The sequence below is a fragment of the Xylophilus sp. GW821-FHT01B05 genome, from assembly GCA_038961845.1.
Lineage (GTDB): Bacteria > Pseudomonadota > Gammaproteobacteria > Burkholderiales > Burkholderiaceae_C > Xylophilus.
In genome coordinates this window covers 4540372-4564802 of record CP152408.1, presented here as the reverse complement: position 1 = coordinate 4564802, position 24431 = coordinate 4540372, and the positions used below count along the sequence as shown (strand labels likewise).

Sequence of the window (24431 nt, the reverse complement as noted above, 5' to 3'; positions counted from 1 at the left end):
TGGGTACATCCAGGGCAAGAACGAGAAGAACCTCGCGCAGTACCAGAAGTGATTGGCAGGCAGATTCAATAGCTATCTAATTGATAGCTATAAGCCCAGACTGCGCTTGGGCTAGAGGCACTTTTGGCCAAGATCAGGGCTTGCCGCGCAGGAAGAAGCGGCTGATCGAATCCGCCGTCTGCTCGCGCTGCTCGGCATCACCCGCATGCAGCTCGGCAATGGCGCCGTGCAGCATCTTCTGCGTGAGGCCGCGCGACAGCGCCTCCAGCACGGCGTCCACGTCTTCGCCGCGCGCCAGCAGCTTGCGTGCGCGGGCGATCTCGGCGCTGCGCCAGGTGTCGGCCTGGGCATGCAGCTGGCGGATCAAGGGCACGCTGCCCTTGACCGGGTCGCGCTGGTCCATCCAGTGCATGAAGCTCTGCACGCCGGCGTCGATGATGGCCTCGGCCTGCGCCACGGCGGCCTGGCGGTTGGCCTGCGCGGTCTGCACCACGCTGGCCAGGTCGTCCACGGTGTAGAGGTAGACGTCTTCCAGGGCCTTGACCTCGGGCTCGATATCGCGCGGCACGGCCAGGTCCACCATGAACATGGGGCGGTGCTTGCGGCGCTTGAGCGCACGCTCGACCGCGCCCAGGCCAATGATGGGCAGGGTGCTGGCGGTGCAGCTCACCACTGCGTCGAATTCATGCAGGCGCTCGGGCAGGTCGCCCAGGCGCATCACCTCGCCGCCAAAACGGGCGGCGAGCGCCTCGCCGCGTTCCACCGTGCGGTTGGCAATGGCGATGGATTTGGGGTTTTTGGCCGCGAAATGGGTGGCGGCCAGTTCGATCATTTCGCCCGCACCCACAAACAGCACGCGGATCTTGGCCAGGTCTTCGAACAGCTGGCCGGCCAGGCGCACCGCGGCGGCGGCCATGCTGATGGAATGCGCTCCGATCTCGGTAGAGCTGCGCACTTCCTTGGCGACCGAGAACGAGCGCTGGAACAACTGGTTGAGCGTGCTGCCCAGCGCGCCGGCGCCTTCGGCGGCACGTATGGCGTCCTTCATCTGGCCCAGGATCTGCGGCTCGCCCAGCACCATGGAATCCAGGCCGCTGGCCACGCGGAAGGCATGGCGCGCGGCCGTGCCGTCTTCCAGCGCGTAGGCATGCGACTGCAGCAGCGCAGGCGTTACACCACCGGTCTGGGCCAGCCAGCCAAGGGTGTGGTCCAGCGCCTGGTGCTCGCCCGCGCAGTAGATTTCGGTGCGGTTGCAGGTGGAGATGATGGCCGCTTCAATGGCCGGGTGCCGGCTGGGAAACGAGCCGCGCAGGCCTTGCAGCGTGGGCGCGATCTGGTCGAGCGCAAAGGCAAACCGGCCGCGCAGATCGAGCGGCGCAGTGTTGTGATTGATGCCTAAAGCCCAGACTGCCATCCGCGGATTATAAAATTTGTGGCCGTACCGGGGGATTACCCTTCGCTATCGCGCTGAATGCGAACGGTTATGGCCACGCGTCGTGAATGCCCCCATGTCTTTGCCCCAAACCCTCGACCATCTGCTGAACTTCGTCGCCCCCGCGCTCTGGATGGCGCTGGGCATGCTGCTGCTGGGCCGCTTCGTGGCGCCGGGCCCCAGCCGCATGGCGTGGCCGGGCCGGCTGGCGGTGCATGTGGCCGTCGGCATCGTGGTACTGGTGGCCGGGCTGGTGCTGAGCGGGCAGGACGGCAGCATGCTGACCTGGGCCGCGCTGGTGCTGGCGCTGGCCAGCAGCGAATGGGTGCTGCGCCGGGGTTGGCGCCGTTGACTAAGCGGGCGTGAACAGATCGACCCGATCCGTAATGACCCCATCCGTCCCCAGCGCCATCAGCCGCTCCGCCGCCCAGGCGTCATTGACGGTATAGGACAGCGTGCGCAGCCCGGCGGCCTTGGCCGCGGTGACGGTGGCAAGGTCCCACAGCGCGTGGTTGCAGACCACGGCCACGCAGCCCAGTGCCTGGGCTTCGTCCAGCCAGCCGTCACGCAGGGTATCGAGCAGCAGGCCGCGCGGCAGCGCCGGGGCGCTGTGCCGGGCGCCGGCCAGTGATTCGGGCTGGAAGGAGGTGAGCAGTGGCGGCACGGCCGTGCCCTGCCACAGGCGCGCGGCGTGCTGCGCCACCACCTCGCCGGTCAGGCGCTCGACGCCGGGCGTGGGCTTGATCTCTATGTTGAGATGAAAGCCGTTGCGCAGGCAGTAGCGGGCGATGTTCTCGAAGCTGGGCAGCGGCTCGCCCGCATGGGCACGCGAGTGCCAACTACCGGCGTCGCGCTGCGCCAGCACGGACCAGGGCTGCTCGCCGGCCGTGCCGTGGCCGTCGGTGGTGCGCTGCAGCGTGGCGTCGTGCAACAGAAAGGGCACGCCGTCGGCGCTGAGCTTCACGTCGCATTCGAACATGCGGTAGCCGTGCTGCGCCCCGGCCCGGAACGCGGCCAGCGTGTTCTCGGGCGCGAGCTTGCCGGCGCCACGGTGGGCGATCCAGCGCGGGTAGGGCCAGCCGGAAAGGGAAGCGGTGGGGGCGGTGGCGGTCATGTCAGTGAGCGATCAATGGAAGCGATGCCTGCAGGGTATGGAGCCGGCGCAAGCTGACTCGTCCGATGGCCGCGGAGCAGGCCGCGCCCGCAGACGCCGTGGAACTGGCTTTGCCAGGCCACTGGTGTCGTCCCCCTGCAGGGGGACGGCGCCGAAGGCGACTCAGGGGGTGTTTTATATCTCTTCTCCGAACTTGAGCAGGTTGCCGTGTGGGTCGATCACGTACAGCTCGCGCATGCCCCAGGGCTGCTCGCGCGGGGGCTCTACGTTCAGCCCGCGTGCGGCGAAGTCGGCATGCAGCGCGCGCGTGTCGCCGCGTACGTAGCACGAGGTGTTCTCTGCGATGTGGCGCTCGCTGCAGCGCCAGAAGTGCAGCTCGCAGCCCTCGCGCGCCAGGATGAGGTAGTCCTCGGTGCGCAGGCGGGCGGCGAAACCCAGCCGATCAGCATAGAAGGCCGCGCTCTCATTCAGGTCCAGCGAGGCCAGGACGGGGATGGTGGCGTGCAGGAGCGCGGCGGGCGCGGCGGCGCTCACATCCGCTTGCCCGTGGTCGCGTCGAACCAATGCAGGCGCTCGCTGCGCGGCAGTACGTGCAGGGTGCTGTTGGGCGTGGGGGCGTGCAGGCCTTCTTCGACGCGCACGATCAGGGCGTCTTCGCCCAGGTGGCCGTAGACCAGGCGCTCGGCTCCCAGCAGCTCGACCGAGTCCACGTGCACCGCCCAGGCACCGGGCGTGCCGGCTTCGACGATGTCCAGGTGCTCTGGGCGCACGCCCAGGGTGGCGTCGGGGCGGCTGCCAGGCGCGTGCTTGAGCAGGTTCATTGGCGGCGAGCCGATGAAGCTCGCAACGAAGGCCGAGGCGGGCTGGTGGTAGACCTCTTCGGGCGTGCCGAACTGCTCCATCACGCCGCCGTTCATCACGATCATGCGCTGGGCCAGGGTCATGGCCTCGACCTGGTCGTGGGTGACGAAGAGCGAGGTAATGCCCAGTTCGCGGTGCAGCTTCTGGATCTCCAGGCGGGTCTGGGCGCGCAGCTTGGCGTCGAGGTTGGACAGTGGCTCGTCGAACAAGAACACCTGCGGCTGGCGCACGATGGCACGGCCCATGGCCACGCGCTGGCGCTGGCCGCCCGACAGCTCGCGCGGCTTGCGCTCGAGCAGGTGGCCCAGCTCCAGGATCTTGGCGGCCTTGTCGACGCGCACCTTGATCTCGGGCACCGGCACCTTGGCGATCTTCAGGCCATAGGCCATGTTGTCGAAGACCGTCATGTGCGGGTACAGCGCGTAGTTCTGGAACACCATGGCGATGTCGCGCTCGGAGGGTTCGAGCTGGTTCACCACCTTGTTGCCGATGGCGATCTCGCCGGAGGAGATTTCTTCCAGGCCTGCCACCATGCGCAGCAGCGTCGACTTGCCGCAGCCCGAGGGGCCCACGATCACGATGAACTCATGGTCGGCGATCTCGGCGTTCACGCCGTGGATGACCTGGTTGGCTTTGGGCCCGTGGCCGTAGCGCTTGATGACGTTGCGTAAGGAAAGTGCAGCCATGTTTATTCGAGTTCTCCGATATTTTTCAGGAACACCGCGGAACCGGCTTTGCCGGGCCGCTGGTGTTGCCCCCGGTAGGGGGAGGGCGTAGCGACACGAAGTGCGCGCAGCCTGGGGGCGAGCCTATTTTTCAGTGTCCACGAGGCCCTTGACGAACCACTTTTGCATCAGGATCACCACCAGCGCGGGTGGCAGCATCGCGAGAATGGCGGTGGCCATGACGACGTTCCATTCGTTCTGCCCGTCGCCGCCGGCGATCATGCGTTTGATGCCGACCACAACCGGGTACATGTCCTCGCTGGTGGTGGCCAGCAGCGGCCAGAGGTACTGGTTCCAGCCGTAGATGAACTGGATCACGAACAGCGCCGCAATCGAGGTCTTCGACAGCGGCAGCAGCACGTCGAAGAAGAAGCGCATGGGGCTTGCGCCGTCCATGCGCGAGGCCTCGGTGAGCTCGTCCGGCACGGTCATGAAGAACTGACGGAACAAAAAGGTGGCTGTGGCCGACGCGATCAGCGGCACCGTGAGGCCCGCGTACGAGTTCAGCATGTTCAGGTCTGATAGCACCTTGTAGGTGGGCAGGATGCGCACCTCCACCGGCAGCATCAGCGTCACGAAGATGGCCCAGAAGCAGATCTTCTTGAACGGAAAGCGGAAGTACACGATGGCAAAAGCCGACAGCAGCGAGATCGAGATCTTGCCGATGGCGATCACCATCGCCGTCACGAAGCTCACCCACATCATGTGCGCCACCGGGGCGTTGGAGCCCGCGCTGGTTTCGCGCCCGAAGAGCGCGCCCTTGTAGCTGTCCCACATGTTCGTGCCCGGGAGCAGCGGCATGGGCGCCTGCACGATCTCCTGCGCGGTGTGCGTGGAGGCCACGAAGGCCAGGTACAGGGGGAAGGCGACGATGAATACGCCCAGGATCATCACCACATGGGCCAGGATGCCCTGGGTGCCGCGTCTTTCAACCATGTTGCACCCCGTCGAGTTTGTTTTTCTGCTGTTTCATCAGTACTGGACCTTCTTCTCGACGTAGCGGAACTGGATGACGGTCAGTGCCACCACGATCACCATCAGCACGACCGACTGCGCGGCTGAGCCGCCGAGGTCCAGGCTCTTGAAGCCGTCGTGGTAGACCTTGTAGACCAGGATGGTGGTGTCCTGGCCCGGGCCGCCCTGGGTGGCCGCATCGACGATCGCGAAGGTGTCGAAGAAGGCGTAGACCACGTTGATCACCAACAGGAAGAAAGTGGTGGGCGACAGCAGCGGGAACTGCACCGTCCAGAAGCGGCGCCACGGGCGCGCGCCGTCGATGGCGGCGGCCTCGATCAGCGACTTGGGGATGGACTGCAGGCCCGCCAGGAAGAACAGGAAGTTGTAGGAAATCTGCTTCCAGACCGAGGCCATGACGATCAGCGTCATGGCGTGGCCGGAGTCGAGCAGGTGGTTCCAGTTGATGCCGATCTTGCCCAGTGCATAGGCCACCACGCCCAACGAGGGCGAGAACATGAAGACCCACAGCACGGCCGCCACGGCGGGCGCCACGGCGTAGGGCACGATCAGCATGGTCTTGTAGAAGGTGCCGCCGCGCGTGATGCGGTCGGCAAACACGGCCAGCACGAGCGACAGGCTGATGCCGATGCCGGCCACCAGCACCGAGAACACGGCCGTCGTCTTGAACGACGCGGCATAGCTTGAGTCGCTGATCAAGTGCCTGAAATTGTCGAGCCCGACAAACTCGACCGACGTACCGAACGCGTCTTGCTGCTGCAGCGACTGCAGGATGGCCTGCCCCGCCGGCCAGAAGAAAAACACCAGGATCACCGCCATCTGCGGTGTCAGCAGCAGCCAGGGCAGCCAGCCCGAGCGAAAGAAGACGCGTTTTTCCATGAACCCCTCGAACCCCTCTACATAAAAATCCCGCCGGGCTCACTCTTCTACAAGAGTGAGCGTGGGCGGGCGATATTAGCCGGACACGCAGGCCCGAGCTTCAATCGTCAGTTCTTGTTTGCCTTCTGGAAGCGTTCCAGTTGTTCGTTGCCACGGGCCACGATGGCGTCCAGGGCTTCCTTGGCCGTCTTCTTGCCGTTCCAGACCTGTTCGAGCTCTTCGTCCTCGATGGCGCGGATCTGCACGTAATTGCCCAGGCGGATGCCGCGGCTCTTGTCGGTGACCTTGCGGATCATCTGCGTCACGGCCACGTCGGTGCCGGGGTTCTGCTTGTAGAAGCCCGAGTCTTCGGTGAGCTTGTACGAGGCCGTGGTCACAGGCAGGTAGCCCGTGCGCTTGTGGCTGGCAGACTGCACTTCAGGCGTCGAGATGAAACTGAAGAACTTGGCCACGCCCTTGTACTCGGCGGCCTTCTTGCCCGACATGACCCACAGGCTGGCGCCGCCGATCACGGTGTTCTGCGGTGCGCCGGGCACGTCCGGGTAGTAGGGCAGGGGCGCCAGGCCGTAGGCGAACTTGGCGTTCTTGGCCACGTTGCCATAGAAGCCGGACGAGGTGTTGATCATGGCGCACTCGCCCGACACGAACGAGGCCTCGGGCACGTTGCCGCGGCCCTTGTAGATGAACAGGCCCTGCTTGGCCATGCTGGCCAGGTTCTCGATGTGGCGCTGGTGCAGCGGCGAGTCGACCTTCAGGCGTGCGTCCAGGCCCTGCAGGCCGTTGGCCTTGCTGGCGAACTCCACGTTGTGCCAGGCCGAGAAGCTCTCGAGCTGGGTCCAGTTCTGCCAGGCGGTGGTGAACGGGCACTTGTGGCCGCTCGCCTTGAGCTTGGCGGCCGCGGCCACCACTTCAGGCCAGGTCGAGGGTGCCTTGTCGGTGGGCAGGCCGGCCGCCTTGAAGGCGTCCTTGTTGAAATAGAAGATGGTGGTCGAGCTGTTGAAGGGGAAGCTCAGCATCTGGCCGTTGGGGGCGGTGTAGTAGCCGGCCACGGCGGGGATGTAGGCGCTGGGGTCGAACTTCTCGCCCGCGTCCTTCATGACCTGGCCCACGGGAATGATGGCGCCCTTGCTGGCCATCATGGTGGCGGTGCCCACTTCGAACACCTGCAGGATGTGCGGCGCGTTGCCGGCGCGGAAGGCGGCGATGGAGGCCGTCATCGATTCGTCATACGTGCCTTTGAAGGTCGGGACGATCTTGTATTCCTTCTGGCTCTCGTTGAACTGCTTGGCCAGGTCATTGACCCACTCGCCGTTGACGGCGGTCATGGAGTGCCACCATTGGATCTCGGTCTGGGCAAGGGCTGGGGCGGCCATGGCCGTGGCCAGCGCCGCAACCGAGGCGAAGCGCATGAACTTCATAAAGGGAGCTCCTCAAGAATTAAGACAGACAGGTGCGGCATCGTTGACTGCACCTGTGACACGTGCGTGTCATTGTGTGAAAGTGTCGGCGAAACAGAAAGCGGGGAAACCCTTTCCGTGCCATTTTTGGGGGACCGTTATGCCGTGATGGGCATTCCCGCGCAGCGCCTTTGCTGCGACGCACCATGCTAGCATCTGCGCCCTGTTTTCCGTGACCCTTACGTGACCCATCAACGGGTTGCTGCTCACTCACCATGACCAAGACCTCCCTGGACAAAAGCAAGATCAAGTTCCTGTTGCTCGAGGGCGTGCACGCATCCGCCAGCGAGGTGCTGCGCCAGGCAGGCTACACACAGATAGAAACCCTGCCCAAGGCTTTGCAGGGTGAAGAACTGAAGGCCAAGCTGGCCGATGTGCACTTCATCGGCATCCGCTCGCAGACCCAGCTCACCGCCGACATCTTTGCCCATGCGCCCAAGCTGGTGGCCGTGGGCTGCTTCTGCATCGGCACCAACCAGGTCGACCTGAACGCGGCGCGCGAGCGCGGCGTGGCGGTGTTCAACGCGCCGTATTCCAATACCCGTTCAGTGGCCGAACTGGTGCTGGCCGAGGCCATCCTGCTGCTGCGCGGTATCCCCGAAAAGAACGCGCTGGCGCACCGTGGCGGCTGGCTCAAGTCGGCCATCAACTCTTATGAGATCCGTGGCAAGACGCTGGGCATCGTCGGCTATGGCTCGATCGGCACCCAGCTGTCGGTGCTGGCTGAGGCGCTGGGCATGAAGGTCGCCTTCTTCGACGTGGTGACCAAGCTGCCGCTGGGCAATGCGCGCCAGATCCACTCGCTCAAAGAGCTGATGGCGCAGAGCGATATCGTCACCCTGCACGTGCCCGAGACGCAAGCCACGCAATGGATGATCGGCGAGGAAGAAATCGCCGCCATCAAGCCAGGCGGCATCCTGATCAATGCCTCGCGCGGCACCGTGGTGCGGATCGAGGCCCTGGCCGAGGCACTGCGTGAGAAGAAGCTGCTGGGCGCGGCCATCGACGTGTTCCCGGTCGAGCCAGGCAGCAACAAGGAAGAGTTCAACTCGCCCCTGCGCGGGCTGGACAACGTCATCCTCACGCCGCACATCGGCGGCTCGACCATGGAGGCGCAGGCCAACATCGGCCTGGAAGTGGCCGAGAAGCTGGTCAAGTACAGCGACAACGGTACCTCGACCTCGTCCGTCAACTTCCCCGAAGTGGCGCTGCCGGCCCATGGCGGCAAGCACCGCCTGCTGCACATCCACCGCAACGTGCCGGGCGTGCTGTCGGAGATCAACAAGATCTTCTCCGACAACAACATCAACATCGCCTCGCAGTACCTGCAGACCAATGACAAGGTCGGCTATGTCGTGACCGACATCGACGCGGCCTCGTCCGACCTGGCGCTGGAGAAGCTGCTGCAGGTGCCGGGCACCATCCGCAGCCGGGTGCTGTTCTGATGCCTGGTGCTTGGCCCGGAGGCTGTTTGTGAGCGCCGCGGCGCCCCCTTCTGCCAGCGAAGTCGAGGCGATGGTGGCGCTGTTCCGGGCCGGGCAACTGGAGCAGATGCTCCCTTTGGCTGAGGCATTCACAGGTCGCTATCCGCAACACGGCCTGGGCTGGATGCTGTCGGCTGCGGCACACAAAGCGGCCAAGCGGCTGCAGGATGCGCTGCGCGCCCAACTGCAGGCGGTGGCGGTGATGCCGCCGAAGGCTGAGTTGTTCAGCAACCTTGGCAACATCCAGTACGCGTTGGGGCAATGGGCCGAGGCGGAGGAGAGTTACCAAGCCGCCTTGCGCCTGGATGCACACCACCTGAATGCGCACTACAACTACGGCCTGATGCTGCTTGACCTCGAAAGAGGGCGCGAAGCCGAACTCCACCTGCAGCAGCTTGCACGCGTGGAGCCGCAGAATCCAGACCTGCTTCGTCGTCTCGGCCATGCCCAGTTGCTGCAACACCGGTTGCTGCAGGGCCGGGAGTTGCTGCGCCATTCCCTGGCACTGCAGGCGGATAGCGCCGAGGCGGCATCCTCGCTTAGCTATGCCGAGTTGCGCCTGGGGAATTGGGACGCCGCCGTGGCGGCGGCGCACGAAGCCGTTCGCTGTGCGCCGGAAAATCCGCTGTATCTCGGCAATCTGCTGTTCGTGCTGGAGTACGGCCCATTGGCGCGCGCAGAGGCTTTAGCACTGGCTCGCAGCTACGGCCAGATGGTGTCGGCCACGGCAGCCGCTTCGCGCTATCGACACTGGGCTGTCTCGGCCGGCGTGCCCTTGCGGGGGCCGCTGCGCGTGGGATTTGTCTCAGGCGACTTCAGGAATCATCCGGTCACTTTCTTCCTGCTCGCGTGGCTGAGGCACCTCGACCCGGCGCGCGTGGAGTGTCATGGCTACGCAACCATGCCTTTCGAGGATGACTACACGCGCGAGTTGCGGTCTTCCATGGCATCGTGGCAACTCCTGCCCGCAGGTGACGATGTCCTGGCTGCGCGCCGGATCCATGAGGACGGCATACATATTCTGGTCGATCTCACGGGGCACAGCGGCCATGGAAGGCTTCCGGTTTTTGCCTATAAGCCGGCTCCGGTACAGGTCGCGTGGCTAGGATATTTCGCCACGACTGGGCTGCCGGAGATGGACGTGGTACTGGCAGACCCCGTCAGCGTGCCGGCCGAGGATGAGTGGCATTTCACGGAGCGCGTGCACCGGCTGCCGCATACCCGGCTCTGCTTCTCCCCACCGTTGACGGCGGTCGAGGCAGCGCCTTCGCCGGCCGAGACCGCCGGCCATGTGACCTATGGGTGCTTTCAGCCCTTGTCCAAAGTGAGCGATCTCGTACTGCAGACCTGGGCTCGCATCATGGCGAGGGTGCCAACCGCGCGTTTGCGCTGGCAGCATGCGACCTTTGCCGATGCCGGCGCTTGTGCCGCCATGCGGGAGCGGTGGTCAGCGCTGGGCTTGCCGCCAGCGCAACTGAATTTGAGCGCAGGCCAGGACCGGATTGGCTATCTCGAAGCCTATCGCCACGTTGACCTGGTGCTGGACACCTTTCCATTCCCAGGTGGAACCACCACATGCGAGGCCCTCTGGATGGGCGTCCCGACCCTGACTTTGCGTGGGCACAGCATGGTGTCCCGCCAGGGGGCGGGCCTCATGGCGGCGGCGGGACTGTCCCAGTGGGTGGTGGACGATCTGGCTCAGTACGAGGAGCGAGCCGTTGCTTTGGCGCTGGATCTGCCTGCACTTATTGCCCTGCGCGCCGGCATGCGGGAAAGGGTCTGCGCATCGCCGCTGTTTGACGGAGCGCGCTTTGCGCTCGACGTCCAGCAGGCGTTCGAGGAGATATGGCGTGCCTCGGCCACGGCTGAGACCGCCGAGGCGCCACGCTCACGCCACTGACGCAAAGGGGGCGGTTTTCGGCGTCTGCCGGGGCACGGGCGTCTACCAGATGGTTCCGCCTGCGTCTACCCGGCCGAACCGTTAAAATCCCGCTCCCGAGGCCCATGGGCGCATGCTGCGCCCACCCCAGGTAATCCCCCGATGAATGCTCCCACTGCCCTGGCGGCGCTGTTGTCACAGGCCGAAGGGCCTGCGCGACTGCGCGAGATCCCCTACAACTACACCTCGTTTTCCGACCGCGAGATCGTGATTCGCCTGCTGGGCGAGCGCGCCTGGGAGGTGCTGCTGCAGTTGCGCGGCGAGCGGCAGACCGGGCGATCCGCCCGCATGCTGTATGAGGTGCTGGGCGACATCTGGGTGGTGCAGCGCAATCCCTACCTGCAGGACGACCTGCTGGACAACCCCAAGCGCCGGCGCCAGTTGGTGGATGCGTTGCGGCACCGTCTGGCCGAGGTCGGCAAGCGCCGCACGCCGGGCGCCGACGCGCAGCGCGATGCTGTGGTGGTGGAGCTGCTGGGCTTGGTCGAGGGCGCCATCCGCAGCTTTGATGCGGAATTTGCAGCCGTGGCCGATCTGCGCCGTCAGGCGCAGCGCAGCCTGGGCCGGCTCACGGCCAAGGACAACATCAAGTTCGACGGGCTGTCGCGCGTGGCCCACGTCACCGACGCCACCGACTGGCGCGTGGAATATCCCTTTGTCGTGCTCTGTCCCGACACCGAGGCTGAAATGGCCGGCATGGTCAAGGGCTGCATCGAGCTGGGCCTGACCATCATCCCGCGCGGCGGCGGCACCGGCTATACCGGCGGCGCGATCCCGCTGACCTGGAAGAGCGCGGTCATCAACACCGAAAAGCTGGAGGCCATGACCGAGGTCGAGATGGTCTCGCTGCCCGGCCTGGACCAGCCCGTACCCACCATCTGGACCGAGGCCGGCGTGGTCACCCAGCGCGTGGCCGACGCGGCCGAGCGCGCGGGCTTTGTGTTTGCGGTCGACCCGACCTCGGCCGAAGCCTCTTGCGTGGGCGGCAACATCGCCATGAACGCCGGCGGCAAGAAGGCTGTGCTGTGGGGCACGGCGCTGGACAACCTGGCGTCCTGGCGCATGGTCACGCCTGATGCGCAGTGGCTGGAAGTCACCCGCATCGGCCACAACCTGGGCAAGATCCATGACGCCGAAATGGCCAGCTTCGAGCTGCGCTACTTCGAGGCCGACGGCAAGACGCCGATCCGCACCGAGCGCCTGGACATCCCCGGCAAGACTTTCCGCAAGGAAGGCCTGGGCAAGGACGTGACCGACAAGTTCCTGTCGGGCCTGCCCGGCATCCAGAAGGAAGGCTGCGATGGCCTGATCACCAGTGGCCGCTGGATCGTGCACCGCATGCCGCAGCACACCCGCACGGTGTGCCTGGAGTTCTTTGGCAATGCCAAGGACGCAGTGCCCAGCATCGTCGAGATCAAGGACTTCATGTTCGCCGAGCAGAAGCGCTCGGGCGTGCTGCTGGCCGGCCTGGAGCATCTGGACGACCGCTACCTGAAGGCGGTTGGCTACGCCACCAAGTCGAAGAAGCACGGTGGCTTGCCGAAGATGGTGCTGTTTGGCGACATCAGTGGCGACAACGCCGACGACGTGGCGCGCGCCACCTCCGAGGTGGTGCGCATCGCCAACTCGCGCAGCGGCGAAGGCTTCATCGCCATCAGCCCCGAGGCGCGCAAGAAGTTCTGGCTGGACCGCAAGCGCACGGCCGCCATCAGCAAGCACACCAACGCCTTCAAGATCAATGAAGACGTGGTGATCCCGCTGCCGCGCATGGCCGAGTACACCGACGGTATCGAGCGCATCAACATCGAGCTGAGCCTGCGCAACAAGTTGAAGCTCTGCGACGCGCTGGAAGACTTCTTCGCGCGCGGCAAGCTGCCGTTGGGCAAGAGCGACGACGCCAACGACATTCCCTCGGCCGAGCTGCTGGAAGACCGCGTGGCCCAGGCCGTGGCGCTGCTGCAGGAAGTGCGGGCGCAATGGGCCGGCTGGCTGCAGGACGTGGAGGCGCTGTTCCCGCAGTTGCAGGACCACAGCCTGCGCGCGAGCTGGAAGGTACAGATCCGCCAGCCGCTGCAGAAGATCTTTGGCGGGGGTGAATTTTTGCCGTTGCTGGACGAGGTCAATGCCATCCACCAGCGCGTGCTCAAGGGCCGCGTCTGGGTGGCGCTGCACATGCACGCCGGCGACGGCAATGTGCACACCAACCTGCCGGTCAACAGCGACGACTACGACATGCTGCAGACCGCGCACGAGGCGGTGGCCCGCATCATGGTGCTGGCGCGCAGCCTGGATGGCGTGATCTCGGGCGAGCACGGCATTGGCATCACCAAGCTCGAATTCCTCACCGACGAAGAGCTGCAGCCCTTCACTGACTACAAGGCCCGGGTCGACCCGGAAGGCCGCTTCAACAAGGGCAAGCTGCTGCGCAACAGTGCCGTAGGTGCACGCCATGCCGACCTGAGCCATGCCTACACGCCCAGCTTCGGGCTCATGGGCCACGAGTCGCTGATCATGCAGCAGAGCGACATCGGCGCCATCGCCGACTCGGTCAAGGACTGCCTGCGCTGCGGCAAGTGCAAGCCGGTGTGCGCCACGCACGTGCCGCGCGCCAACCTGCTCTACAGCCCGCGCAACAAGATCCTGGCGACCTCGCTGCTGGTCGAGGCCTTCCTGTATGAGGAACAGACCCGGCGCGGCGTCAGCATCAAGCACTGGCAGGAGTTCGAGGACGTGGCCGACCACTGCACGGTCTGCCACAAGTGCCTGTCGCCCTGCCCGGTGAAGATCGACTTCGGCGACGTGTCCATGAACATGCGCAACCTGCTGCGCAAGATGGGCCAGAAGACTTTCCGCCCCGGCAATGCCGCGGCCATGTTCTTCCTGAACGCGACCAACCCCGAGACCATCAAGTTCATGCGCGGCGCCATGGTGGGCGTGGGCTTCAAGGCCCAGCGCGCCGCCAACAAGCTGCTGGGCAGCCTGGCTCGCAAGCAGACCGCGCACCCACCGGCCACGGTGGGCAAGGCTCCGCTGAAAGAGCAGGTGATCCACTTCATCAACAAGAAGATGCCGGGCGGCCTGCCCAAGAAGACGGCGCGTGCGCTGCTGGATATCGAGGACCGCGACTACGTCCCCATCATCCGCAACCCGCAGGCCACCACGGCCGAGACCGAGGCGGTGTTCTATTTCCCCGGCTGCGGCTCCGAGCGCCTGTTCAGCCAGGTTGGGCTGGCCACGCAGGCCATGCTCTGGCATGCGGGCGTGCAGACCGTGCTGCCGCCGGGCTACCTGTGCTGCGGCTACCCGCAAAAGGGCAGCGGCCAGTTCGATGCGGCCGACAAGATCATCACCGACAACCGAGTGCTGTTCCACCGCGTAGCCAACACGCTCAACTACCTGGACATCAAGACCGTGGTGGTGAGCTGCGGCACCTGCTACGACCAGTTGCAGGGCTATGAGTTCGACAAGATATTCCCGGGCTGCCGCATCATCGACATCCACGAATATTTGCTGGAAAAGGGCATCACCCTGGCCGGCAAGGACGCCTACCTGTACCACGATCCCTGCCACACGCCCATGAAGCTGCAGGACCCGATGAAGACCGTGAAGGCCCTGGTGGGCGACAACGTGCTCAAGAGCGAGCGCTGCTGCGGCGAATCCGGCACGCTGGGTGTGACCCGGCCCGACATCTCGACCCAGATCCGCTTCCGCAAGGAAGAGGAGCTGAAGAAGGACGAAGCCGCCTTGCGCATCAAGGCTGATCTGCCGGCCGAGTCCAACGTCAAGATCCTCACCAGTTGCCCAAGCTGCCTGCAAGGCCTGACCCGCTACGGCAACGACCTGAACAACGGCTTGCTAGAAGCCGATTACATCGTGGTCGAGATGGCGCGCCAGATCCTGGGCGAAGAATGGATGCCGCAGTACGTGGCAGCCGCCAACCAGGGCGGCATTGAGCGGGTGCTGGTATGAGTTGCCCGCTGTGCGAAGGCCACGGCGGCACGCTGGTCTGGAGCGGTCCCAAGTTCCGTGTGATCCGGGCCGATGAGTTCGGCTTCCCGGCCTTTTACCGGCTGGTCTGGCAGGAGCACGTGGCCGAGTTCTCTGACCTGTCGGTGGAAGACCGCTTCCTCTGCATGGAAGCGGTGGCCGCAGTTGAGCAGGTGCTGCGCCGCGAGCTGCGGCCGGCCAAGGTCAATCTGGCGGCGCTGGGCAACCTGGTGCCGCATCTGCACTGGCACATCATTGCGCGCTTTGAGGACGACAGCCATTTCCCTGGCTCCGTCTGGGCGCCGCCGGTGCGGCCACGCGACACGGCGCACGAGGCCGCGTTGGCACGGCGCCTGCCTGCGGTCGATGCCGCCATCGCGGCGCGCCTGTCGGCAGCGCAGGCTGTCGGGGCATGATCAGCCCTTTGTCTTGACGGGAGCATGCACATGGCCGGATTGACTGCAGGCGGCGCCACGCCAGAAGCCATCACTTTGCACGGCGCGTCGCGCGTGCTGGAGGTGGTCTTCTCTGATGGCGCGCACTTCCGGCTGCCGTTCGAGCTGCTGCGCGTGTTCTCGCCCTCGGCCGAAGTGCAGGGCCACGGGCCGGGCCAGGAGACGCTGCAGACCGGCAAGCGCGAGGTCGGCATTACCGCGCTGGAGCCGGTCGGTAACTACGCGGTCCAGCCCACCTTCAGCGACGGCCACAGCACCGGCATCTACACCTGGGCCTACCTCTATGAGCTGGGCGCGCAGCAGGCCGAGCGTTGGGCCGGCTACGAGGCGCGTCTGGCCGCCGCCGGTGTGGATCGCGATGCGCCCATGCCGCAGCGCGGCGGTGCGGGCTGCAGCAGCCACGGCTGAATTGCGGCACACCGCGTGCGCGCAGCAGGCCCGCTTGCAACATCTGGTTGCTATAAAATATATAGCTAATAGCCGGCGTACAGCCTGGGTTTTGGCGGTTTTTCTTTTAAAAATACTACCCGCGATGCCCCGTCGGCATGGCGGGGCTCTCGCCTACGGTTCACCCTTTCCCTCCTAGCATCGCATCTATGAGCACCACGCATTTCGGATTTGAGTCAGTTGAAGAGCAGGAAAAAGCGCGCAAGGTGCGCAGCGTCTTCGACTCGGTTGCGCCCAAGTACGACGTGATGAACGATCTGATGTCCGGTGGCCTGCACCGCGCGTGGAAGGCCTACACCGTCATGGTGGCCAACGTGCGCGAAGGCCAGCAGGTGCTCGACATCGCTGGTGGCACTGGCGACCTGGCCCTGGCCTTCTCCAAAAAAGTCGGCCGCAGCGGCCGTGTGGTGCACACCGACATCAACGCCGCCATGCTCTCCACCGGCCGCAACCGGCTGCTGGATGCGGGCGTGGTGCTGCCCACGGCGGTCTGCGATGCAGAGCAGCTTCCCTTTCCCGACCAGCATTTCGATCTGGTCAGCGTGGCCTTTGGCCTGCGCAACATGACGCACAAGGACCAGGCGCTGGCCGAGATGTGTCGCGTACTCAAGCCCGGCGGCAAGCTGCTGGTGCTGGAGTTCTCAAAAGTGGCAAAGCCGCTGGAGAAGGTCTATGACTGGTACTCCTTCAGCGTGCTGCCGCGGCTGGGCAAGCTGGTGGCGGGCGATGACGCCAGCTACCGCTACCTGGCCGAATCGATCCGCATGCACCCAGGTCAACAAGAACTCAAACAGCTGATGCAGAAAAGCGGCTTTGGCCATGTGGACTATCACAACATGACCGGCGGCGTGGCCGCCTTGCATGTTGGAATCAAGTGCTGAGCCGCGCGCAGGCGCACGGCATTGGCATGTATCCCATAACAAGGAGAGCAATATGGTGAAAATTTGGTCAGCTGTGCTGGTAGCCGCGTTGCTGCTGGGCAGTTTCGACGCAGAAGCGCGTCGCATGGGGGGCGGCAGCTCGGTGGGGCGCCAGTCCAGCAACGTGACGCAGCGTGAAGCCGTGCGCACACCGCCGGCAGGTACCCAGAATGCGGCGCCGTCGCAGGCTGCACCGGCAGCCCCCGCTGGCGCAGGCGCGGCCGCCGCGGCCCCGCGCAAGCCCTGGGCTGGCATGCTGGGCGGTTTGGCCGCAGGCCTGGGCCTGGCCTGGCTCGCGCACTCGCTCGGCCTGGGCGGCGCTTTCGGTCAGGTGCTGATGTTCCTGCTGCTGGGCCTGGTGGTGATGGGTGTGGTCGGCATGGTGATGCGTGCGCGTCGCAACAGCCAGGGGCAGGGCAATGGTGGTGGTGCATCGCCCTTCGCCTTCCAGGGCGCAACTGCGGGCCCGGCACCGGTGCCTGACGCACCGCGCCAGTACAACCCGGCCAAGATCGGCAACGACGCCTCGGCCCGCCCCTGGGAAAACCAGGCAACGGCCTTCGACGCCCGCCCGGCGGGTGCCGAGTCTGGCTCCATGATCGGCTCGGCCTTGGGTGGCGCAGCGGCTTCGGCTTCTGCACTCAGCGGTTCGCAGTCCTGGGGGGTGCCGGCCGGTTTCGATGCCGATGGCTTCCTGACGGCCGCCAAGCGCAACTTCGTCACGCTGCAAGACGCCTGGGACCGCTCCGACATCAGCTCGCTGCGCTCCATGATGACCGACAGCATGCTGAGCGAGATCCGCACCCAGTTGGCGGATCGCGAGCAGCACATCGGCGGCGCGACCAACAAGACCGATGTCGTGATGCTCGAAGCCCAACTGCTGGGCATCGAAGAAGTGAGCGATGGCTACCTGGCCAGCGTAGAGTTCTCCGGCATGATCCGCGAAGAACCCTCGGCCGGCCCAAGCCCGTTCCGCGAAGTGTGGAACATGAGCAAGCCCAAGAGCGGCAGCTCCGGCTGGCTGGTCGCTGGCGTCCAGGCACTGCAGTAGGCGAGCGAAGCTCGCCCAGCCCAAGGACACCGCGGATCCGGCTTTGCCGGTCCGCCGGTGTCGCCCCCTCGAAGGGGGTTGGCGCAGCGACACGCAGTGCGCGAGGCCTGGGGTGGGCTTCATAATCGGGGACTATGGCTACACCACAGTCCCCTTTTTCGTTTTTGGATGGATTCGTCCAGCGGATCGGCGCAAATCTGCAGCCGCCCTCGTGGCTGGTGGATGAGGTCCAGCACCGCGCCGTGCTGTTCCTCAACCACGTACTGCAACAAGAGCCCGAGGCCATGGCGCGCCTGGCGCGCCAGAAGGGCCGCGTGGCGCTGGTCCAATGGCGCCGCTTCACCCTGCGCCTGTCGTTCACTCCGGCTGGCCTGCTGGATCGGGCGCCCGATGGCGCGGTGCCCGACCTCACCCTGACCGTTACTGACGACTCCCCCTTCACTTTGGCGCAGGCGGCATTGCGCAGCGAGAAGCCGGCCGTGCGCATCGAAGGCGATGTACAGCTCGCCGCCGAAATCAACTGGCTGGCGGACAACCTGCGCTGGGACATCGAGGAAGACCTGGCGCGCGTGATCGGTGATGCGCCCGCCCACAACGTCATGCGCCTGGTGCGCCAGGCCGGTGGGGCGTTGCGGCAGTTCGTCGCCAAGCGCCGTGGCGACAGTGCTCCGGCGGATGGAGCTCCGCCCGCACCATGAGGCGCTTTTTCCGGGGTGCCTACATTCTCTGGGTGGTCTTGCGCCACGGCCTTGATGAACTGGTCCTGACGAGCTTCAGCCAGCCCTGGCTGCGCCGCGTGACCCGTGTTGTCACCTTCGGCCGCAGCTTTGATGTGCCGCGCGGGCAACGCCTGCGTGAGGCGCTGGAGCATCTGGGGCCGATCTTCGTGAAGTTCGGCCAGGTGCTGTCGACCCGGCGCGACCTGATGCCTACCGACATCGCCGACGAACTGGCGCACCTGCAGGACCGGGTGCCGCCGTTTCCCGCCGAGGTAGCCGTGGCGACCATCGAGCGCGCGTTCCGCCGGCCGCTCAGCGAGATCTTCACCAGCTTTGAGCAGGTGCCGGTGGCCAGTGCCTCGATCGCCCAGGTGCATTTCGCCACGCTGCTCGACAGCGAAGGCCGCGAGCGCGAGGTGGCCGTCAAGGTGCGCCGCCCGGGCATGCTGCCGGCTATTGAGAAAGACCTGTCGCTGATGGCCATGATGGCACGCTGGGTCGAGAGCCTGTCGGCCGATGGCAAGCGCCTGAAGCCGCGTGAGGTGGTGGGCGAATTCAACAAGTACCTGCACGACGAGCTGGACTTCGTCCGCGAGGCGGCCAACGCTGCTCAGTTGCGGCGCAACATGACCGATGTCGATCTGGTGCGTATCCCCGAGATCTTCTGGGACTTCTGCCATCCCGATGTGATGGTGATGGAGCGCATGAAGGGCGTGCCGATCAACCAGATCGAGCGCTTGCGCGCGGCCGGGGTGGACATCAAGAAGCTGGCCCGCGATGGCGTCACCATCTTCTTCACCCAGGTGTTTCGCGACGGCTTCTTCCATGCCGACATGCACCCGGGCAACATCCAGATCAGCCTGGAGCCTGAGCACTTCGGCAGCTATGTGCTGCTGGACTTTGGCATTGTCGGCACGCTGACCGAGTTCGACAAAGAGTACCTGGCGCAGAACTTCACCGCCTTCTTCCGCCGCGACTACAAGCGCGTGGCTGAGTTGCACGTGGAGTCTGGCTGGGTGCCGCCCGATACGCGGGTGGATGAGCTGGAGTCCGCCATCCGCGCCGTCTGCGAGCCTTACTTTGACCGCCCGCTCAAGGACTTGTCGCTGGGCATGGTGCTGATGCGCCTGTTCCAGACCTCGCGCCGCTTCCAGGTAGAGATCCAGCCGCAACTGGTGCTGCTGCAGAAGACGCTGCTCAACATCGAAGGCCTGGGCCGCCAGCTCGACCCGGAGCTTGACTTGTGGAGTACGGCCAAGCCATTTCTTGAGAAATGGATGATCGACCAGATCGGCCCGAAGAAGCTTTTTAAGCAGCTGAGGGAGCAGGCGCCGCGCTACGCCAAGATGCTGCCCGAGCTCCCGCGCCTGTTCTACGAGTACCTGCACCGCCACCCGGCGGACGAGCGCCAGCGGCGGGACCTGGAGGCGCTGCTGCGCGCCCAGCAGCGCACCAACCGCCTGCTGTGGGTGCTGGTGTTGGGTGGCACGGTACTTGTATTGGCTTTGCTGGCCACGCTGTTGCTGGCGTGGCACAGGATCCTGTAGGCCTCTTCTCCTTTTAGCCGCCCCTTTCATAATCCGCGCTTTTGTCCAAGGACGCGTTGTGCTGCTGAGCCTGGTTTTTCTCTATCTGCTGGTCACCATCGGCATCGGGCTGCTGGCTGCCAGGCGCGTCAAGAACACGGCGGACTTCGCCGTAGCCGGCCGGCATCTGCCGCTGGCGATGATCGTCACCACCACCTTTGCTACCTGGTTCGGGTCTGAGACGGTGTTGGGCATCCCGGCCAAGTTCATTGATGGTGGGCTCAATGGCGTCATCGAGGACCCGTTTGGTGCCGGCACCTGCCTGATCCTGGTCGGCGTGTTCTTTGCCGCCAAGCTCTACCGCATGTCGCTGCTGACCATCAGCGACTACTACCGTGAGCGCTACGGCCGCGGCGTGGAAGTGGTGTGCTCGCTGATCATCATGCTCAGCTACCTGGGCTGGGTGTCGGCCCAGGTCACGGCGCTGGGGCTGGTGTTCAATGTGTTGTCGGCCGGCGCCATTCCCATACCGCTGGGCATGGTGATCGGGGTGGTGTCCATCCTGGCTTACACGCTCTTTGGCGGCATGTGGTCGGTGGCCATCACCGATTTCATGCAGATGATCATCCTGGTCGCCGGCCTGGCGATCCTGGCGGTGTTTGCCGGCCGCATGGCCGGCGGCGCCGACAAGGTGGTGGAATTTGCCATGAGCCGGGACTTGTTCCGCTTCTGGCCCGAGCCGCGCCTGCACGACATCATCTTCTTCTTTGCCGCAGCCATCACCATGATGCTGGGCTCGATACCGCAGCAGGACGTGTTCCAGCGCGTGATGTCGGCCAACGGCGAGTACGCAGCCACCCGCGGCCCGGTGATCGGCGGCGTCTGCTACATCCTGTTTGCCTTCGTGCCCATGTTCCTGGTGGCAAGCGCGCTGCTGATCATGCCGGAGCAGGCCCAGGCGTTGCTCAAGGAAGATCCGCAGAAAGTGCTGCCCACGCTGGTGCTGCAGAAAATGCCCTTCGTGATGCAGGTGCTCTTTTTCGGTGCGCTGCTGTCGGCCATCAAGTCCACCGCCTCGGCCACCTTGCTGGCGCCCAGCGTGACCTTCACTGAGAACATCTGGCGCCAGTTCCGCCCCGGCCGCTCGGACCGCGAGAACCTGCGCACCATGCGCATCACCGTGCTGATCTTCAGCTGCTGTGTGCTGGCCTACGCCATCTTCATGGAAGGCACGCCCATCTATGAGATGGTGTCTGGTGCCTATCAGGTCACTCTGGTCGGGGCCTTTGTGCCGCTGGTTTTTGGCCTGTACTGGAAGCGCGCCACCACCCAGGGGGCGGTACTGTCCATCGTCTTGGGGCTGCTGGCCTGGGTGGTCGGGATGGCCACGCCCTTGGGCGAAGTGTTCCCGGCCCAACTGGCGGGCGTGCTGGCGGCCCTGGTCGGCATGCTGGCGGGTTCGCTGGCGCCGCAACTGCTGCGCAATGCCCACCGGCCGCACCTTCCGGTGGAAGGGATGCACTGACGACGGCAGGCATAGGGGCGCCGCCTATAATCGAGGGTTTTGTTGGCCGGCCCGGCCAACTATTGATTTTCGGTTTTTACCCCACTGTCATGCCCCTTTACGCCTACAAATGCGAGTCCTGCGGGTTCAGCAAGGATGCACTGCAGAAGATGTCGGACGCGCCGCTCACGGTCTGCCCGTCCTGCGGCGCTGACACGTTTCGCAAGCAGGTGACGGCTGCGGGTTTTCAGCTCAAGGGCTCGGGTTGGTACGTGACCGACTTCCGCGACGGCAACAAGGCCGGTGCTGGCAAGAGTGGCGGCGACAAGCCGGCCGACGCAGCCAAGCCCGAGGGCGCTGCTGCGGCACCCAAGGCCGACGCCCCGGCGGCGGCTCCAGCGGCTGCTGCAACCCCTGCGCCTGCGCCCAGCAGCGGCGGCGGCGACAGCTAAGGCGGACTGGATGACTGCCTTGCGCAAATGGTTGTTTGCGGGCCTGCTGGTCATCGTGCCGCTGGCGATCACCATCTGGGTGCTCGACTGGATCGTCGGCACGCTGGATCAGACGCTGCTGATCCTGCCGGCCACCTGGCATCCCGACCGTTTGCTGGGCTTTCACATTCCCGGTTTTGGCGTGGTGTTGACGCTGCTGATCCTGCTGGTGGTCGGTGCTGTCACCAGCAACTTCGTCGGCAAGCAGTTGGTGCGCTGGGGTGACTCGGTGCTTGGCCGCATCCCGGTGGTGCGCTCGATCTACACCAGCGTCAAGCAGGTGTCGGACACGCTGTTCTCCGAGAGCGGCAATGCCTTTCGCACTGCGGTGCTGGTGCAGTGGCCGCGCGAGGGCGTGTGGACGGTGGGCTTTGTCACCGGTTCACCAGGCGGCGATGTTGCCACCTACCTGCGCGACGATTTCCTGAGCGTCTATGTGCCCACCACGCCGAACCCCACCGGCGGCTATTTCGTCATGCTGCGGCGCAGCGACTGCATCGAACTGGACATGAGCGTCGATGCCGCGCTCAAGTACATCGTGTCCATGGGCGTGGTCGTGCCTGTCGGCCCGTCTCAACCCAAGTAACGTAACGCGCCGCGACGGCGCCGGAATCTCACTATGGCTATGCGCTCCCACTACTGCGGTCTTGTGACCGAAGCCCTCCTGGGCCAAACCGTCACCCTCTGCGGCTGGGTGAACCGCCGCCGCGACCATGGCGGTGTCATCTTCATCGACCTGCGCGACCGCGAAGGTTATGTGCAGGTGGTGTGCGACCCGGACCGTGCCGAGACCTTCAAGGTCGCCGAAGAAGTCCGCAACGAGTTCTGCGTGCAGATCAAGGGCATCGTGCGCGAGCGCCCGGCTGGCACCGTCAACGATGGCCTGAAGAGCGGCAAGATCGAAGTGCTGGCGCATGAGCTGGTGGTGCTGAACGCCTCCGTCACGCCGCCGTTCCAGATCGACGACGAGAACCTGAGCGAAACCACGCGCCTGACCCATCGCGTGCTGGACCTGCGCCGCCCCTACATGCAGAACAACCTCATGCTGCGCTACAAGGTGGCGATGGAGGTGCGCAAGTTCCTGGACGGCCACGGCTTCATCGACATCGAGACGCCGATGCTGACCAAGAGCACACCTGAAGGGGCGCGCGACTACCTGGTGCCCAGCCGCGTGCATGACGGCCATTTCTTTGCGCTGCCGCAGTCGCCCCAGCTGTTCAAGCAATTGCTGATGGTGTCGGGCTTTGACCGCTACTACCAGATCACCAAGTGCTTCCGCGACGAAGACCTGCGCGCCGACCGCCAGCCGGAATTCACGCAGATCGATATCGAGACCTCGTTTCTGACGGAAGAGGACATCCGCGAGCTGTTCCAGGAAATGATCGTCAAGGTGTTCAAGAACACGTTGGGCGTGGATCTGGGCGAATTCCCGATCATGACCTACCAGGATGCCGCGCACCGCTTCGGTTCCGACAAGCCGGACCTGCGCGTCAAGCTCGAATTCACCGAGCTGACCGATGTCATGGGCGATGTCGACTTCAAGGTCTTCTCGGGCGCCGCCAACATGAAGGGCGGCCGCGTGGTGGCCCTGCGCGTGCCCGGCGGCGCGCGCGAGGTCGGCGGCCTGAGCCGTGGCGAAATCGACGCCTACACTGAATTCGTCAAGATCTACGGCGCCAAGGGCCTGGCCTACATCAAGGTCAATGAACTGGCCAAGGGCCGCGATGGCCTGCAGTCGCCGATCGTGAAGAACATCCACGACAAGGCGATTGCCGAGATCCTCAAGCGTACTGGCGCACAGGACGGCGACCTACTGTTCTTTGGTGCCGACAAGGAAAAAGTCGTCAACGACGCCATCGGCGCGCTGCGCATCAAGATCGGCCACAGCGAGTTCGGCAAGAAGAACGGCCTGTTCGAAGACCGTTGGGCACCGCTGTGGGTGGTGGACTTCCCGATGTTCGAGTACGACGACGAAGCCGACCGCTGGAACGCCGTGCACCACCCCTTCACCGCCCCCAAGGACGGCCATGAGGACTGGATGGTGACCGATCCGGGCAAATGCATCTCCAAGGGCTACGACATGGTCCTGAACGGCTGGGAAATGGGTGGCGGCTCGGTCCGTATCCACCGTGCCGACGTGCAGAAGAAGGTGTTCGACGCGCTCAAGATCACGCCCGACGAAGCACAGGAGAAGTTCGGCTTCCTGCTCGACGCACTGCAGTACGGCGCGCCGCCGCACGGTGGTCTGGCCTTCGGCCTGGACCGCATCGTCACCCTGATGACCAAGGCCGAGTCGATCCGCGACGTGATCGCCTTCCCCAAGACCCAGCGTGCCCAGTGCCTGCTGACCCAGGCGCCGAGCGTGGTCGACGAGAAGCAATTGCGCGAGCTGCACATCAAGCTGCGCAACCCGGTGGCGGCCGCGTAATATTGCGCCGTCCTGTAGAAAAGGCACCTTCGGGTGC

At 65.0% G+C, this 24431-nt stretch carries 21 protein-coding genes; 14 read left to right on the top strand and 7 right to left on the bottom strand.

The window, feature by feature from the left end; genetic code table 11:
• Positions 1-133: 133 nt before the first annotated feature.
• On the bottom strand, positions 134-1414 hold the full coding sequence (gene hemA, locus AAFF27_21295; protein XAH22516.1) for a glutamyl-tRNA reductase: 1281 nt from the start codon (positions 1412-1414) through the stop codon (positions 134-136).
• Between the two features lie 94 nt (positions 1415-1508).
• On the opposite strand from hemA, the gene AAFF27_21290 reads away from it, so the two are divergent.
• Positions 1509-1784, top strand: coding sequence for a hypothetical protein (locus AAFF27_21290; protein XAH22515.1), 276 nt, complete (start codon positions 1509-1511; stop codon positions 1782-1784).
• On the opposite strand, the gene ugpQ is transcribed toward AAFF27_21290, so the two are convergent.
• The 6 genes from ugpQ to ugpB form a co-directional block, all read right to left on the bottom strand.
• Entirely contained in the window at positions 1785-2546 is a 762-nt protein-coding gene (ugpQ, locus tag AAFF27_21285) for a glycerophosphodiester phosphodiesterase (GenBank protein ID XAH22514.1), read from the bottom strand.
• Between the two features lie 174 nt (positions 2547-2720).
• Complete coding sequence (locus AAFF27_21280) at positions 2721-3080, bottom strand: VOC family protein (GenBank protein XAH22513.1); 360 nt, start codon at positions 3078-3080, stop codon at positions 2721-2723.
• Complete coding sequence (gene ugpC / locus AAFF27_21275; protein ID XAH22512.1) at positions 3077-4093, bottom strand: sn-glycerol-3-phosphate ABC transporter ATP-binding protein UgpC; 1017 nt, start codon at positions 4091-4093, stop codon at positions 3077-3079. Before ugpC ends, AAFF27_21280 begins: the two co-directional genes overlap by 4 nt.
• Positions 4094-4216: 123 nt before the next feature.
• Positions 4217-5068, bottom strand: coding sequence for a sn-glycerol-3-phosphate ABC transporter permease UgpE (ugpE, locus tag AAFF27_21270; GenBank protein XAH22511.1), 852 nt, complete (start codon positions 5066-5068; stop codon positions 4217-4219).
• 36 nt (positions 5069-5104) lie between these two features.
• Positions 5105-5986 carry a sn-glycerol-3-phosphate ABC transporter permease UgpA gene (gene ugpA / locus AAFF27_21265; GenBank protein ID XAH22510.1) on the bottom strand — a complete coding sequence of 294 codons (882 nt, stop codon included), beginning with the start codon at positions 5984-5986 and terminating at the stop codon, positions 5105-5107.
• Between the two features lie 107 nt (positions 5987-6093).
• Positions 6094-7395, bottom strand: coding sequence for a sn-glycerol-3-phosphate ABC transporter substrate-binding protein UgpB (gene ugpB, locus AAFF27_21260; GenBank protein ID XAH26286.1), 1302 nt, complete (start codon positions 7393-7395; stop codon positions 6094-6096).
• Positions 7396-7658: 263 nt separating this feature from the next.
• Between ugpB and serA the strand changes: the two genes are divergently transcribed.
• From serA to aspS, 13 genes are all read left to right on the top strand, one after another.
• Positions 7659-8888: a phosphoglycerate dehydrogenase gene (gene serA / locus AAFF27_21255; GenBank protein XAH22509.1), complete on the top strand. Its 1230-nt coding sequence runs from the start codon at positions 7659-7661 to the stop codon at positions 8886-8888.
• 28 nt (positions 8889-8916) lie between these two features.
• Positions 8917-10827 carry a tetratricopeptide repeat protein gene (locus AAFF27_21250; GenBank protein ID XAH22508.1) on the top strand — a complete coding sequence of 637 codons (1911 nt, stop codon included), beginning with the start codon at positions 8917-8919 and terminating at the stop codon, positions 10825-10827.
• Between the two features lie 141 nt (positions 10828-10968).
• Positions 10969-14835, top strand: coding sequence for an FAD/FMN-binding oxidoreductase (locus AAFF27_21245; GenBank protein XAH22507.1), 3867 nt, complete (start codon positions 10969-10971; stop codon positions 14833-14835).
• On the top strand, positions 14832-15269 hold the full coding sequence (locus AAFF27_21240) for an HIT family protein (GenBank protein ID XAH22506.1): 438 nt from the start codon (positions 14832-14834) through the stop codon (positions 15267-15269). Before AAFF27_21245 ends, AAFF27_21240 begins: the two co-directional genes overlap by 4 nt.
• A gap of 30 nt (positions 15270-15299) precedes the next feature.
• On the top strand, positions 15300-15716 hold the full coding sequence (locus AAFF27_21235) for a DUF971 domain-containing protein (GenBank protein ID XAH22505.1): 417 nt from the start codon (positions 15300-15302) through the stop codon (positions 15714-15716).
• Between the two features lie 188 nt (positions 15717-15904).
• Positions 15905-16636 (top strand): bifunctional demethylmenaquinone methyltransferase/2-methoxy-6-polyprenyl-1,4-benzoquinol methylase UbiE, encoded by a 732-nt coding sequence (gene ubiE / locus AAFF27_21230; GenBank protein XAH22504.1) that lies wholly within the window; start codon positions 15905-15907, stop codon positions 16634-16636.
• A 52-nt stretch (positions 16637-16688) separates the two neighbouring features.
• On the top strand, positions 16689-17726 hold the full coding sequence (locus tag AAFF27_21225) for a TIM44-like domain-containing protein (protein XAH22503.1): 1038 nt from the start codon (positions 16689-16691) through the stop codon (positions 17724-17726).
• Between the two features lie 134 nt (positions 17727-17860).
• Positions 17861-18424, top strand: a complete 564-nt coding sequence (locus AAFF27_21220) for an SCP2 sterol-binding domain-containing protein (protein XAH22502.1) — start codon at positions 17861-17863, stop codon at positions 18422-18424.
• The gene (ubiB, locus tag AAFF27_21215) at positions 18421-19992 is read left to right on the top strand and encodes a ubiquinone biosynthesis regulatory protein kinase UbiB (protein XAH22501.1); all 1572 of its coding nucleotides are present in this window, start codon (positions 18421-18423) and stop codon (positions 19990-19992) included. The genes AAFF27_21220 and ubiB overlap by 4 nt, the downstream gene beginning before the upstream one ends.
• 58 nt (positions 19993-20050) lie before the next feature.
• Positions 20051-21496, top strand: a complete 1446-nt coding sequence (locus AAFF27_21210) for a sodium:solute symporter family protein (GenBank protein XAH22500.1) — start codon at positions 20051-20053, stop codon at positions 21494-21496.
• A gap of 89 nt (positions 21497-21585) precedes the next feature.
• On the top strand, positions 21586-21927 hold the full coding sequence (locus AAFF27_21205) for an FmdB family zinc ribbon protein (GenBank protein XAH22499.1): 342 nt from the start codon (positions 21586-21588) through the stop codon (positions 21925-21927).
• Positions 21928-21937: 10 nt separating this feature from the next.
• Positions 21938-22552: a DUF502 domain-containing protein gene (locus tag AAFF27_21200; GenBank protein XAH22498.1), complete on the top strand. Its 615-nt coding sequence runs from the start codon at positions 21938-21940 to the stop codon at positions 22550-22552.
• Between the two features lie 33 nt (positions 22553-22585).
• On the top strand, positions 22586-24394 hold the full coding sequence (gene aspS / locus AAFF27_21195) for an aspartate--tRNA ligase (protein XAH22497.1): 1809 nt from the start codon (positions 22586-22588) through the stop codon (positions 24392-24394).
• The last annotated feature ends 37 nt before the right edge of the window (positions 24395-24431 follow it).